We start from the raw sequence: 12,974 nt of genomic DNA, 5'->3' as shown, positions 1-12,974 counted from the left end.
CCTTTTTTTATGGGCCTGTTTTTTGAAAGGAAAGATCGGATGCGGAAAGCCGCTTTGCGGCGGAGCTCGGATGAATCCTTCTCCGGCGGGCCTTCCTTTCCCCCTACAAAATGGGCGAGAGGAGGCGGGCGAAGCGAATGATGGTCTGGTGAAGAATGTTTTTCTTGTCGTATTCGTCGAGTCCGGTTTCAACGCAATGGTGGAAGTCGTCGAGGAACATCGCCTCGATGCTCTTGCAGAAGTCCTGGTCCTCGATGAGCATGGTGATTTCGAAATTGAGCCGGAAGGAGCGGTTGTCGAGGTTGGCCGTGCCTACCCCGGCCAGGGTGTCGTCCGCCAGGAAGACCTTTTGGTGCAGAAATCCGTCATCGTAGCGGAAGACTCGTATGCCGGGCCGGGACAACTCCTTGAGGCAGGCGAACCCGGCCAGGTAGACGAGCATGTGGTCGGGCTTGCGCGGGAGCATGATGCGCACGTCCACCCCGCGCATGGAGGCCATCTGAAGGGCCTTCATGACCGAGGTGTCGGGCACGAAATAGGGGCTGGCGATCCAGAACCGTTTCTTGGCCGAGGCAATGGCCTGGATGAACATGATCGAGCAGTTCTCCAGGGTGTCCACCGGGCCCGTGGGCAGGGCCAGGACCTCGGCCGTGCCCCGCTTGGCGGGCATGGTCAGGTCGAGGTCCGGGATCTCGCTGGTGGCCCAGTACCAGTCCTTGCCGAAGCAGACCTGGATGGGCAGTACGGCCGGACCGCTGATCCGGGCATGGGTGTCGCGCCAGCCGCCATAGCCGTTGTCCTTGCCGCCAAGATACTCGGTGCCCACGTTGTGCCCGCCGATGAAAGCGGTGTGGCCGTCGACGACTACAATCTTGCGGTGGTTGCGGAAGTTGAGCTGGAAGCGGTTGCCCGGGCCGCGCGTGGTGTGGAAGGGAAAGGCTTCGATGCCCGCGGCGCGCAGGGTCTCCCAATAAGCGGCCGGGGTCGAGTAGCTGCCGAGTTCGTCGTAGAGGAAACGGATGCTGACGCCCTGGCGGACCTTGCGCAGGAGCAGTTCCCCGAGCTCCTTGCCCAGGTCGTCGTCGCGGACGATGTAGAACTGGATGAGCACGTAGCGCTCGGCCTGCTCGATGGCGGCGAAGATGGCCTTGAAGGTGGCCGGGCCGTTGACCAGCAGTTCCATGTCGTTGCCGCCGAGAAACGGTGATTCGGCCAGGGTCTCGAAGACCGTGTGCGGCGAGTGGGGGGAAAGACGCTCGGACAGCGGGGTGACGGGCGGCACGTGGTGGTGCTTGTCGATGCGCCGCTGGAATTCGGCCCGGCCGGTGCGCATGGCGTCCACGTAGCCGTGGAATTTGGACCGGCCGAATATCCAATAGAGCGGCAGAGAGAAGATCGGGAAGGTGACCAGGGAGATGGCCCAGGCTACGGCGCCCTGCGGGGTGCGGGTTTCGCGTACGGCGATGATGGCCGTGATGATGCCCGTGATCTCCATGACTGTATAGAACAGGCTGGCCAGCCCGAGAAGAAAAGACATTTCCATGGATTCCATAGCAATCAGTACTATCAAAAAGCGATGGGAAGGGAAAGCATTGCTTGTATTTGTTCGGCGGATGTGTTCTGGGTTTCCGGTCAGGAGAATACGTGGTGCAGGACAACCCGACAGAACCGAAGCGACATCCTTTTCTGGACCGGCCCAATCGGACGCTTTTCCGTATGGCCGTGCCCGTGCTCTTTTCTTTGGTGGCCGAGCCGTTGACCGGGTTGGCCGACACGGCCTTTGTGGCCCGGTTGCCCGGTTCCGAGCCCGTGGCCGCGCTGGGGGTGGGCACCATGGCCTTTTCGGCCATCTTCTGGGCCTTCACGTTTCTGGGCGTCGCCACCCAGACCGAGGTGGCGCACGGCGTGGGCCGGGGCGACGACGAACGGGCGGTCAAAGTGGTTTCCCTGGCCTGTCTGCTGGCGGGCGGGATCGGGCTGGTTTTGCTGGCCGCGTCCATTTGGTTCCTGCCGTTCATCGCGGCCGTGTTCGGGGCCGAGGGAGTGGTCAACGACTTTGCCTGCGAATACATGTTGTATCGCCTGCTGGGCGCGCCCGCCGTGCTGGTCACCCTGGCCTGTTTCGGCGGGCTGCGCGGCGCTCAGGACATGCACACGCCGCTCTACGTCGCCGTGGGCATCAATCTGGTCAACGTGGTCCTGGACTGGCTGCTTATCTTCGGGCACGGCTCGTTCCCGGCCATGGGCGTGGCCGGCGCGGCTATCGCCAGCACGGTCAGCCAGTGGATCGGGGCGTTCTGGTGTCTGATCGCGGTAGCCCGCACCCTGGGACTGACCTGGCACATGCGCGGCGCGGGGCTGGCCCGCCTCATGCGCGTGGGCGGCGACCTGTTTCTGCGCACCGGGGCGGTGCTGGTCTTTCTTGCTCTGTGCACCCGTGTGGCCAACCGATTCGGCGCTGACCAGGGCGCGGCCTTCCAGGCCATCCGGCAGTTCTTCCTCTTTTCGGCCTTGTTTCTCGACGCCTTCGCCATAACCGGCCAGAGCCTGGTGGGCTATTTCCTGGGGGCGAGCGACCGGCCCCAGGCGCGTTCGGTGGCCCGATTGGTCTGTTGGTGGAGCTTCGGCACGGGTATGTTCCTATGCCTGGCCATGCTGCTCGGTACCGACTTCGTGGCCTGGCTGCTGGTGCCTTCGGCAGCCCATGCGGCCTTCGGGCCTGCCTGGCTTGTGGTCGCCCTGTCCCAGCCCGTCGGCTCCTTGTCCTTCGCCACGGACGGCATCCACTGGGGTACGGGGGATTTCGCCTATCTGCGCAACAGCATGCTGGCGGCCTCGGCCGTAGGCGTGGCGTGCGTTCTGGGCGTGGAAATGTTCCGGCTGCAACCCGTGTTGGTCTATATCTGGCTGGCCACGGCCCTGTGGGCGTTTATCCGGGCCGGGTTCGGTCTGGTGCGCATCTGGCCCGGCGTGGGCGAGGCGCCGCTGAAGGGATAGAGCGGGCGGCGGACGCAAAAAAAGCCCGCCGGTCATGCCGACGGGCCCGGAAACGGCGCGTTCGGACCGAGTTATTGTTCGGCCAGGTAATTGAACATGAATTTGTAGGCCTGGCGCATCTCTTCTTCGAGCTGGTCCATGAGGGCCATGGCCGAGTTCAAGTCTCCAGACTTGCAGGCGTTCTCCAGTTGCAGGCAACATTCGCGCACCCGTTCCACGCCGATGGTGGCCGCACCGCCTTTGAGGGAGTGGGCCAGATGGCGCAGCATCTCCACGTCCCCTGAGATCAGCGCGTCTTTGATGTGCTGGATCCTTTTGGGTTCCTGGGAGATGAACACGGTGAACATCCGCTTCATGAACGGACGACGATCCGCCATGGATTCCAGAAACTTGCTGTCTACTATTTCCTTTTCCACCCTATGCACCGCCTTGAAAGAATCCCGATTTTGCCTATCGGGTTCTACTCATATACTTCGGCGGGTCGCTTTCGGCAATACCTTTGCAAAGGAAATGAGGTCGTCGGTCCGCCCGAGGGGGCGGGCGGGTTGGGGGGGGGGCGGCTGCCATGGCCATGAAAAACGGGGTATGGTCGGAGAATGGATGGTATTGCCGCGCATAGTGACGATATTTTTATCGAGAAAACCGAGAAGATACGTTTTATGAAGGAATTCGCCTCTGACGGATCGGTACGTTCGACCGACCGCACGGATGTGGGGTGAGGGGCCCTCGGAAAAGGGGAAGGCGCCCCTGGGCGACCGCTGGCGGTTCCGGTCCCAGGGGCTGGCTGTCCGTTTCCGGAAAAAATCAGGGCGGATACTGTGGATACGTGTTGTCGCCGGATTGGCGTTGCCCAGGCGGGCCTGCCGGGGAAAGGCCTTTCACCTTGGTTTGGGGTTGTTTTTCACAGCCTCTGCCTCAGGATGTTCTTTTTTGTGCAACCTGTGGATAATGTGTGGAGAGAGCAGAAATTCCTCTCAGTTCCGGTTTATTCGCATGCTCCTTTGGGATAATGATTTTTATTCACAGAGCATGCCGAGTCGTTCGGCGAGGGAGGTTCGGTTGTTCGCAGTGATCCATAGGCTGCTTTGGGTAACGGTTTTTTCGTTGGTTCTGGCCATGGCGTTCCAGGTGCGCTCGGCTCTGGCCCGCGACGCCGTCACCTTCGCTCTGTTCACCAGGGGGTGGCCCCCCTTCGAGATGGTCGTCAACGGGGAGCCCAAGGGGGCGGCCCTGGACATCTTCCGGGTCTCCATGCCCGAAGGCGTCGGGACGCTCGTGCAGATGGTCCCGGCTTCGCGAAGCGTCTTGCGGGTATCGGGGAGCGGGGTTTACACCCGTCTGGAGTGCCGGGAATGGATGGAGGACGCCGATCTCTATCTGTGGAGCGAGCCCGTGCTGACCTTGCAGACCGTGCTGCTGTCCCGGCGGAACCGGGTGGTGGAGTACAACAGTCCGGCCGACTTGCACGGTCTGGTCATCGGCTGCATCAAATTCTACAGATACCCCGAGGTCGAACCGTTGTTCAGGAGCGGCGAGGCGGTTCGCTATGACGTGAACAGTGATATGGTCCTGTTGCGCATGCTCAAGGCGGGCCGGGTGGACGTGGCCCTGTTCGACCAATTTACGGTGCGTTGGATCATCAACAAATCCTCGGAGCTGTCCATGAAAGACTTTCATTTCGCCTCCAGGCCGCTCGGCCGCACGGAGCTGCGCTTCGCCTTCAACCGCCATCCGGGCTGGGAGGCCCGCCTGCCCGAGGTCAACGAGCGCATTCGGGCCAACCAGGAGCGCGGCGTCTACAAGCGGATCATGGAACGCTATTGATCCTCCCTGGTCTGGACCGAAAAAAGGGTGGAGGCGTCATGCCTTCACCCTTTTTTTCGCTTGGTTGCGGAAGCGCTACATGGTGTAGAGCTTGTCGCCGGGGATGATGTTGATGTTGTTCTTGCGAAGCAGCTCGATGCCCTGGTCCGTGCGGTCGAAGCGGAAGATGAGAATGGCCGAGTCGCCGGACTGCTGGACGAAGGCGTACATGTACTCCACGTTGATGCCCGCCTCTTGAAGCATGCTCAGGATGGCGTTCAGGCCGCCCGGCTGGTCGTTGACCTCCACGGCCACCACCGAGGTGCGGCCTACGGTGAAGCCCGCTTCCTTCAGTTTGGTTTTGGCCTTCTCGAAGTCGGACACGATCAGGCGCAGGATGCCGAAGTCCGAGGTGTCGGCCAGGGACAAGGCGCGGATATTCACCCCCGCCTCGGACAGGATGCGGGTGACTTCGGCCAGACGTCCGGCCCGGTTTTCCAGAAATATGGAGAGTTGATCGACTTTCATGGTGTTCTCCTTGGCTTAGGGGCTAATCCTTGTGACGGTTGTCGATGATGCGTTTGGCCTTGCCCAGAGACCGTTCGATGCTCTTGGGTTCGACCAGTTTGACCTTGGCGGTGACGCCGAGGAATTCCTTAATGTTCTTCATTACCTTCGATTCCACACGCTGTAAACTCTTGATCTCGTCGGAGAACAGGGACTCGTTGACCTCCACCCGGACTTCCAGGGTGTCGAGGTTGCCCTGGCGCTCAACGATCAACTGGTAGTGCGGCGTCAGCCCCTCGGTGTCGATGAGGATGGATTCGATCTGGGACGGGAAGACGTTGACGCCCCGGATGATGAGCATGTCGTCGGACCGGCCGGTCACGCGCTTCATGCGGGCGGTGGTGCGGCCGCACTTGCACGGCGTGTAGTTCAGGGTGGTCAGGTCGCGGGTGCGGTAGCGGATGAGCGGGATGCCTTCCTTGGTCAGCGTGGTGAAGACCAACTCGCCTTCCTCGCCCGGGCCGACAGGGTCGCCGGTGACCGGGTCGATGGTCTCGGCCAGGAAGTGATCCTCCTGAATGTGCAGGCCGTCCTGGGCGGCGGCGCATTCGATGGCCACGCCGGGGCCCATGACCTCGGACAGGCCATAGATGTCGATGGCCGTGATGCCGAGCTTCTTTTCGATCTCTGCGCGCATCTCGTTGGTCCACGGCTCGGCTCCGAAGATGCCGATGCGCAGGGGCAGGTCCCGGATGTCGATGCCCATCTCCAGGCCGGTTTCGGCCAGGAACAGGGCGTATGAGGGCGTGCAGCAGATGACGTCCGGGGCGAAATCCTTGAGCAGGGTGACCTGCCTGCGGGTGGAGCCGCCGGACATGGGAACCACGGTGGCGCCCAAGGCCTCGGCCCCGTAGTGCGCGCCCAGGCCGCCCGTGAACAGGCCGTAGCCATAGGCGTTGTGGACCGTGTCGGCGGCGGATGCGCCCGCGGCCATCATGCAGCGGGCCACGAGCTCTCCCCAATTGTCGATGTCGCGCTTGGTGTAGCCGACCACGGTGGCCGTACCGGTGGTGCCGGAGGAGGAGTGGATGCGGACGATCTGATCCTTGGGCACGGCGAACATGCCGAAGGGGTATTGGTCACGGAGATCCTGCTTGACGGTGAAGGGCAGCAGGGTGACGTCCTTCAGGGTTTTGATATCTTGGGGTTTGACCCCCTTTTCATCAAATTTTTTCTTGTAGAACGGGACGTTGGCGTAGACCCGTTCGCACAGCGACTTAAGTCTGCGCAGTTGGAGCGCTTCCATTTCGTCCCTGGGCAGGGTCTCGTTCTTCACGTCGTAGATCATCCCTTCATCCTCCTTGGGCGGCCTGTTATCGGCCATGGTGTACATATAAAAAACCACGGGTCCTGAGAGCCCGTGGTCCGCTTTAGCGCCTTCCTTGCGCCACTCCAAAAGCCACGAGCCTCCTACAAGGAGCCCGTAAACCAGAAAAAGCGCGCAAATAGGAATTGTTGCATAGACCGAACAGTGCCCCATGTCCCGCGTTGCGTCAAGGGATTTGTGCCCCGGGGGGCGGTCCGCGCCCGGTTGCCGCCGGGGTCGCCGTTGTTGCGGACCCGTCCAAAGTGCATTACACAATCGGAGGTTAACAATAGACATTGGAGTGACTATGACATTCAAGGAATTGATGGAGCGCAACCGGTCGCGGCGCAAGTTCGACGAATCCCGCCCGGTGAGCGCGGCGGATTTGGCGGAGCTGGTGGACCTGGTCCGGTTCATGCCCTCGGGGAGGAACCTGCAGCCGCTCAAGTATATCGTTACCGCCGATCCGGCGCAGTGCGCGGAAATCTTTCCGCTCCTGGGTTGGGCCGGCTACCTCAAGGACTGGAAGGGCCCGGCCGAGGGCGAGCGGCCCACCGGATACGTCATCATGCTGCTGGACAAGACACTGGCGGATTCCCCTGGCTGCGACCATGGCATCGCCTGCCAGAGCCTCATGCTCGGGGCCGTGGACAAGGGATACGGCGGCTGCATTATCGCCACGGTCAACCGCACCCGGCTGGCCGAGATTTTCGACTTGCCGGATCGCTATGAGATCCTCATGGTCCTGGCCTTGGGCGTTCCGGCCCAGGAAGTTGTCGTAGAACCGCTTCCCTCGGACGGCAGTATCAAGTATTGGACCGGCGAGGACGGTAAGCACCACGTGCCCAAGCGGGGGCTCGACGAGATCCTGGTGGGCCGGTTCCCCGAGGATTGATGCCGTATCACGGCAAACACAAGGATAGACATTGCTTAATAAAGAGAAGAAATTCGCTGAAATGGCGAGCGTCGAAAAGGCCCGTAACGTGGCCCGATGGCTCGACGACAAGCAGGGTGAACGGATTACCATCATCGACGTGTCGGGCCTGAGCTCGGTCACGGACATGATCCTGGTGGTCTCGGCGCGCGGCGTGAAGCACGCCCAGGCCCTGGCCAATCACATCCTGGACAAGGCCGCCGAGGAGAATCTGGAATTCCTGAGCATGGAGGGCCAGAAGACCGGGGAGTGGGTCCTGATCGACCTGAACGACGTCCTGGTCCATGTGTTCCTGGACGAACTCAGGGAATTCTACAACATCGAAGGCATGTGGACCGAGGCTCCCCGCGTGGAGTTTGAGGCATAAGGACATGGCCGAACCCAAGAAGACTCTGTTGTTGATACTGGACGGATGGGGCATCGCCCCGGCGGGCGCGGGCAATTGCGTGCGCAACGCCGCCACGCCGAACCTGGACCGGTTCCTGGCCGACTATCCCTCCACTCGCCTGACCTGTTCCGGCCGCGCCGTGGGGCTGCCCGACGGCTTTATGGGCAACTCCGAGGTGGGGCACATGAACATCGGCGGCGGGCGCGTCATCTACCAGGACATGACCCGAATCGACATGGCCGTGGAGGACGGTTCCTTTTTCAGAAATCCTGCCCTCAATACGCTCATGGACAAGACCAAGGCCGGTTCCGGGCGGCTGCACCTCATGGGATTGCTCTCGGACGGCGGGGTCCACTCGCATCTGCGCCATCTGTTCGCCCTGCTGGACATGGCCAAGGCGGAAGGGGTGCCCGAGGTCTACGTCCACGTCTTCATGGATGGCCGTGACACGGCCCAGAAGGGCGGGTTGGCCTACATGCGCACCCTTCAGGCCAAGCTCGCCGACCTCGGTCTGGGCAAGGTGGCCACCCTGTCCGGCCGATTTTGGGCCATGGACCGCGACAAGCGGTTCGAGCGTGTGGAAAAGGCCTATCGGGCCCTGGTGGATGGGCAGGGCATCGTCATCGACGACCCGATCAAGGCCATCGAGACGCGTTATGCCGAAGGCGAGTTCGACGAGTTCGTCAAGCCGAGCGTGGTCGCGGGGGTGGACGGACGCATTCAGGACGGCGACGGCCTGTTCTTCTTCAACTTCCGCGCGGATCGCGCCCGGGAGATCAGTCGAGCCATCTTCGACAAGGATTTTGATGAATTTGAACGTCCTCACGTACCTGTCCCGGCCGACTTCGCGACCATGACCCGGTACGAGTCGACCTTCCCCATGGACACGGCCTTTCCGCCCGAGGACTACGTGGGCACCCTGGGCGAGTTCGCATCAAGCCACGGCATGAAGCAACTGCGCATCGCCGAGACCGAGAAGTACGCCCACGTGACCTATTTCCTCAATTGCGGGCGAGAGGAACCGTTCCCCGGCGAAGACCGGATCATGATTCCATCTCCGCGCGAGGTGGCCACTTACGACCTCAAGCCGCAGATGAGCGCCGACGAGGTCGCCGACACCCTGATCGCCAAGTGGGGCGAGTATGATCTGTGCGTCTGCAACCTGGCCAATCTGGACATGGTCGGCCACACGGGCATCATGGAGGCCGCCGAAAAGGCGTGCGTGGCCGTGGACGGCTGCGTGGGCCGCATCGTGGACGCGGTGCTCGGAAGCGGCGGCCGTGTGCTCATGACCGCCGATCACGGCAACGCCGAACGGATGCTCGATGACGACGGTGCACCGCACACGGCTCATTCCACTAACCCGGTGCCCCTGGTCCTCATCGAGAACGGCCGCGAGGGCGCGGTCCTCGACGAGGGTATTCTCGGCGACATCGCCCCGACCATCATCGGTTTGTGGGGTATGGAACCGCCCGCCGGAATGACCGGCAAAAATCTGGTACGAGAGGGATAATCATGGCCGACAGCAAGAAACCACAGGACCCGGTCAAGCCCGCGGCCATGGAGATGATCTTCATTTACCCCTGCCCGCACTGCGGTCGGGAGGTTCCGCTCATCGCGCCGTCCCGGCCCGCCATGGCCCAGTGCGACGCCTGCCGCGAGAACTTTCCCATCGTGCCCGTGGACGACCGGACCATTCGTTACTTCAAGCTCATATTGGCCGGGGGCAAGGCGGGCATCGACCCGGACTTCCTTTAGTCCGGGCGTACCGACCGTCGGGCCTGCGGGCCGCAATCGCGGTTGACGGGATGACGGAATCCCCTACGATCATCTCGTCGTAGGGGATTTTTTCTTTCAGGAAGTTGGAGCAAAGGTTTCCGTTTTTTTATACACACCCAAGGCAAAGGACGCCGGCCTTGCAGGCGTCGGAGGATGAAAGGATGCATGATAGGTTCTTGAGCGTATTGCGGCGGATTTCGGATGACGAGACTGTTTGCCGTCAACTCGAAGCGCATCGGTCTCAAAGGGGAGCCGGGCGCATAGCCCGGGGCGTTGCATGGGCGTTGCTGGTTCTTGTCGCAGTTCTCGCCGCCGGTCCTGTCACGGCGGCCCCGGAAGGCTGTCCGGAAGCGGCGGAAACCGAGGTTTACCAGGATGCGGCGAACTCCTTCACCATAGCATTCCCCTCCGACTTTACCGTCACCACCGACCCGAACGCCTTGGCTCCCATGCGTTATTTCCCCCTGGACGACGGCGAGATGCGGCTTGGCGGCTGCTATTCCGGCCAGGAGTTTGAAGGCACCAATTTCGGCAGCGCATGCATTGTGGTCGGGAGCAGACCGGCCGAGACGCGGGAGGCGGATTGCGCCCGTTTCGACGGAGATCTGTTGTGTGGAACGGAGCAGGGAGTCCGCGACGTGGTCGTCAACGGTCTTCGCTTCAAGAGCGCAACCTTGTCGGACGCCGCGGTCGGCCATCGGCTGGAGATGCGGGAATATTGGACCGTTCATCGCGGGCGGCGCTACGAGATCCGGCTCTCCGTGAGTTATACCGACATCGGGATGTATTCCCCCGGGGAAAAGCGGGAGTTCTCCCAAGAGGCGTGCTGGGCGAAGCTGACCGATATCCTGAATTCTTTCTCCTTCCGGTAGCGGGCCGTTTTCGGAACCCTCGCCTTCATGCCGCTTTGTGGCCCGTCTTTTGCTTCTCTTCGCCGTTGTCCCATTACGCTTCGCATCGGGGAAAAAGAGGAAGAATGCAGAAAAAAGGTATCTATTTGGCGGCATTGGCGGTTATTTCGTTTTCCTGTGGTCTCTTGGTTCCGTCCGGCCCGGCCCGGGCGGCGGGCGGCGAGGTGACAATTCTGTCAGGATTCTTGCCGGACTCGGCCTGGGGAACGGCTGTTTGGGTCCTGCTCATGGCGGTTGCCTGCGGGGTCGGCATCCTGCTGACATTAAAGGTGATTCATAAGAAATATAGCGTGTTGGAAAGGGCCTTGGCGCGCATCGCCGAGGGCGTTTTCCCGCTGGACGTGCCCGAGGGCAAGGGTGACAATTTTGGCAGAATGGCCGGGCAGTTGAAAAAGATTGTGAACTACATCGGCGAGTTGGCAGCCCGGGCCGAAAAGAGCGAAAATGTAGCCAAAGAGGCCGAGGCCCGCGTGCGGGAAGCCCTGGCCCAGGCGGCCCAGGCGCGCAAGCAGGGCGAAGCCGCCCGTTGCGAGGGGCTGTTGTCCGCCGCCGAAACCCTGGAACATTCGGTGCAGGCCATCCGCGACCATTCAGCCACCCTGGGCGTGGCCTCGGGCAAGGCCCGGGATGGCGCGGCCGAGCAACAGCGGCTGATCGCCGAAGCCGCCTCGGCCATGGAGGAGATAAACGCGGCCGTGCGTGAGACCGCGGCCGGCGCGTCGGCGGCCGCCTCGGACGCGGATACGGTCATGGAGCGGGCCGAATCCGGTTCCCGGGTCGTATCCCGGACCATAGACTCCATCGGGACGGTTTCGCAAAATTCCCAATCCCTGGTCGAGAACGTGGCCGGGCTCGGCTCCCAGGCCGAAGGGGTCGGCGCGATCATGGGCGTTATCTCCGATATTGCGGACCAGACCAATCTCCTGGCCCTCAACGCGGCCATCGAGGCGGCTCGGGCGGGCGAGGCCGGGCGGGGCTTCGCCGTGGTCGCCGACGAGGTGCGCAAGCTGGCCGAGAAGACCGTGGACGCCACCCGCGACGTGGGCGTGGCCATCAAGGGCATTCAGGCCCAGGTGTCCCGGACCATCGACGAGGTCAAGGGCATGGCCGGGTTGGCCGACGAAGCCGCCGGGCTGGCCCGGGAGTCCGGTTCCGCCCTGGAGGAGATCGTCACTCGCTCCGGGGCCAGTGCCGGGCGCATCGGGGCCATCGCCGCGGCCGCGAGCCAACAGTCGGTGGCCAGCGAGGAGGTCACCCGCACCATTTCTGCGGTCCATGGCATTTCGTCGGACACGGACCAGGGCATGGCCGAGGCCGCGGGGGCCGTAGGCGAGTTGTCCCTGCGTGTGGAGGACTTGGCCGTAATGACCGGCGTGTTTCGCCTGGTGGGCAGCGGCCGGGTCCAGGAGATCATCGAGGCCATGGCCGTATCCGAAGCCGTCCGGTCCGGGCGGCGCGAACAGAAGGAACGGGCCATGCGCGACGTCCTCAGGCGGAACGACTTCCTGGAACTCCTGTACATCACCGATGCCCACGGCAAGCAGACGGTCAGCAACATCGGCGGCAAGGTCTCCGGCTTCGCCGAGGACCCGTCGGCCTTTGGCTCGGACTGGAGCGAACGGCCCTGGTTCCGGGGGGTGGCCGAAACCCGGACCTTCCGGATTTCCGACGTCTATATCTCCTCGGCCTCGGGCCGGGAGTGCATTACCGTGTCCGGCCCCTATTTCGACCGGGACGGGAATGTGCTCGGCGTCATCGCGGCGGACGTCAGCGTTTCCGCCTAGCCCGGATTTCGGGGGCGGCGCATTCGGTCTGTCGCATTGCAAAAAAGGTGGAACTGTGGTCTGCATGTCAGCGCATTCACGTTCAATCAATTGCCGTAAAGAGGTACAATCATGATCACAACGAAGAGCGAACAAACTGATTATCTTACTGAATTTACTGACGGCGAACATGTGGGGCTGTGCGACGCCCCCGCGGGCAAAGGTGGTCGGGACGCAGGGTTTACGCCCTTTGCCCTGCTGGAGGCTTCCCTGGCCGGATGCCTGAACATTACCCTGCGTGTTTTCGCCCAGTCCCACGGCATCGAGCTGGATTCCGTGGAGACCTCGGTCACCCTTAAGCCGGGCGATGCCGGCTCGGTCTTCGAGTACAGTGTCGAACTGCCCGAGGGCTTGAGCGATCGGGACAGGAAGCGCCTGCTCGCAGCCCTCAAAGGCTGCCCCATCCACGGCCTGCTGGCCAAGCCCGTATCCTTTGAGCTGAAGGCGGAATAAGCCACATATGGTC

Annotated in this window: 14 protein-coding genes; 9 read left to right on the top strand and 5 right to left on the bottom strand. The window is 62.4% G+C overall.

Annotated features, from left to right (window positions below):
- Window positions 1–103: 103 nt before the first annotated feature.
- Window positions 104–1,537 (bottom strand): cardiolipin synthase, encoded by a 1,434-nt coding sequence (cls, locus tag J0909_RS09220; RefSeq protein ID WP_286181918.1) that lies wholly within the window; start codon window positions 1,535–1,537, stop codon window positions 104–106.
- 107 nt (window positions 1,538–1,644) lie between these two features.
- Here cls and J0909_RS09215 point away from each other — a divergent pair, with 107 nt between their 5' ends.
- Window positions 1,645–2,997, top strand: coding sequence for an MATE family efflux transporter (locus tag J0909_RS09215; protein ID WP_353616753.1), 1,353 nt, complete (start codon window positions 1,645–1,647; stop codon window positions 2,995–2,997).
- Window positions 2,998–3,068: 71 nt separating this feature from the next.
- On the opposite strand, the gene J0909_RS09210 is transcribed toward J0909_RS09215, so the two are convergent.
- Entirely contained in the window at window positions 3,069–3,413 is a 345-nt protein-coding gene (locus J0909_RS09210) for an Hpt domain-containing protein (RefSeq protein ID WP_207262261.1), read from the bottom strand.
- A gap of 643 nt (window positions 3,414–4,056) precedes the next feature.
- Between J0909_RS09210 and J0909_RS09205 the strand changes: the two genes are divergently transcribed.
- Window positions 4,057–4,821, top strand: a complete 765-nt coding sequence (locus tag J0909_RS09205; protein WP_207262259.1) for a substrate-binding periplasmic protein — start codon at window positions 4,057–4,059, stop codon at window positions 4,819–4,821.
- Between the two features lie 75 nt (window positions 4,822–4,896).
- Here the strand turns inward: J0909_RS09205 and J0909_RS09200 are convergent, their stop codons facing one another.
- Entirely contained in the window at window positions 4,897–5,328 is a 432-nt protein-coding gene (locus J0909_RS09200) for an ACT domain-containing protein (RefSeq protein WP_207262258.1), read from the bottom strand.
- Between the two features lie 22 nt (window positions 5,329–5,350).
- On the bottom strand, window positions 5,351–6,655 hold the full coding sequence (locus J0909_RS09195) for a phenylacetate--CoA ligase family protein (protein ID WP_207262256.1): 1,305 nt from the start codon (window positions 6,653–6,655) through the stop codon (window positions 5,351–5,353).
- 325 nt (window positions 6,656–6,980) lie between these two features.
- Between J0909_RS09195 and J0909_RS09190 the strand changes: the two genes are divergently transcribed.
- The 5 genes from J0909_RS09190 to J0909_RS09170 all read left to right on the top strand — a co-directional run bounded on the left by J0909_RS09190 (window position 6,981) and on the right by J0909_RS09170 (window position 10,646).
- Window positions 6,981–7,568, top strand: a complete 588-nt coding sequence (locus J0909_RS09190) for a nitroreductase family protein (RefSeq protein ID WP_207262255.1) — start codon at window positions 6,981–6,983, stop codon at window positions 7,566–7,568.
- A gap of 31 nt (window positions 7,569–7,599) precedes the next feature.
- Entirely contained in the window at window positions 7,600–7,974 is a 375-nt protein-coding gene (gene rsfS, locus J0909_RS09185) for a ribosome silencing factor (RefSeq protein ID WP_207262254.1), read from the top strand.
- A 4-nt stretch (window positions 7,975–7,978) separates the two neighbouring features.
- Window positions 7,979–9,508 (top strand): 2,3-bisphosphoglycerate-independent phosphoglycerate mutase, encoded by a 1,530-nt coding sequence (gene gpmI / locus J0909_RS09180; RefSeq protein WP_207262253.1) that lies wholly within the window; start codon window positions 7,979–7,981, stop codon window positions 9,506–9,508.
- 2 nt (window positions 9,509–9,510) lie between these two features.
- On the top strand, window positions 9,511–9,753 hold the full coding sequence (locus J0909_RS09175; protein WP_207262252.1) for a hypothetical protein: 243 nt from the start codon (window positions 9,511–9,513) through the stop codon (window positions 9,751–9,753).
- 197 nt (window positions 9,754–9,950) lie between these two features.
- Window positions 9,951–10,646 (top strand): hypothetical protein, encoded by a 696-nt coding sequence (locus J0909_RS09170; RefSeq protein ID WP_207262251.1) that lies wholly within the window; start codon window positions 9,951–9,953, stop codon window positions 10,644–10,646.
- Window positions 10,647–10,767: 121 nt separating this feature from the next.
- Here the strand turns inward: J0909_RS09170 and J0909_RS18390 are convergent, their stop codons facing one another.
- Complete coding sequence (locus tag J0909_RS18390) at window positions 10,768–10,914, bottom strand: hypothetical protein (protein ID WP_286181917.1); 147 nt, start codon at window positions 10,912–10,914, stop codon at window positions 10,768–10,770.
- 76 nt (window positions 10,915–10,990) lie between these two features.
- Between J0909_RS18390 and J0909_RS09165 the strand changes: the two genes are divergently transcribed.
- Together J0909_RS09165 and J0909_RS09160 are read left to right on the top strand one after the other, a co-directional pair.
- On the top strand, window positions 10,991–12,469 hold the full coding sequence (locus J0909_RS09165) for a methyl-accepting chemotaxis protein (protein ID WP_286181916.1): 1,479 nt from the start codon (window positions 10,991–10,993) through the stop codon (window positions 12,467–12,469).
- 111 nt (window positions 12,470–12,580) lie between these two features.
- Window positions 12,581–12,961: an OsmC family protein gene (locus J0909_RS09160; protein WP_207262248.1), complete on the top strand. Its 381-nt coding sequence runs from the start codon at window positions 12,581–12,583 to the stop codon at window positions 12,959–12,961.
- The last annotated feature ends 13 nt before the right edge of the window (window positions 12,962–12,974 follow it).

Source organism: Desulfovibrio sp. Huiquan2017 (genome assembly GCF_017351175.1).
In the GTDB taxonomy this organism is placed as follows: Bacteria; Desulfobacterota; Desulfovibrionia; order Desulfovibrionales; family Desulfovibrionaceae; genus Pseudodesulfovibrio.
Note: the sequence above shows the minus strand (reverse complement) of the source record. Positions and strands in the feature narration are given on the sequence as shown.

Bases quoted from the DNA above. Each gene is read 5' to 3' on its own strand.
- J0909_RS09190 (WP_207262255.1), top strand. From the start codon at position 6,981: ATGACATTCAAGGAATTGATGGAGCGCAACCGGTCGCGGCGCAAGTTC.
- cls (WP_286181918.1), bottom strand. From the start codon at position 1,537: ATGTCTTTTCTTCTCGGGCTGGCCAGCCTGTTCTATACAGTCATGGAG.
- J0909_RS09200 (WP_207262258.1), bottom strand. From the start codon at position 5,328: ATGAAAGTCGATCAACTCTCCATATTTCTGGAAAACCGGGCCGGACGT.
- J0909_RS09175 (WP_207262252.1), top strand. From the start codon at position 9,511: ATGGCCGACAGCAAGAAACCACAGGACCCGGTCAAGCCCGCGGCCATG.
- J0909_RS09160 (WP_207262248.1), top strand. From the start codon at position 12,581: ATGATCACAACGAAGAGCGAACAAACTGATTATCTTACTGAATTTACT.
- J0909_RS18390 (WP_286181917.1), bottom strand. From the start codon at position 10,914: ATGAGCAGGACCCAAACAGCCGTTCCCCAGGCCGAGTCCGGCAAGAAT.
- gpmI (WP_207262253.1), top strand. From the start codon at position 7,979: ATGGCCGAACCCAAGAAGACTCTGTTGTTGATACTGGACGGATGGGGC.
- J0909_RS09195 (WP_207262256.1), bottom strand. From the start codon at position 6,655: ATGATCTACGACGTGAAGAACGAGACCCTGCCCAGGGACGAAATGGAA.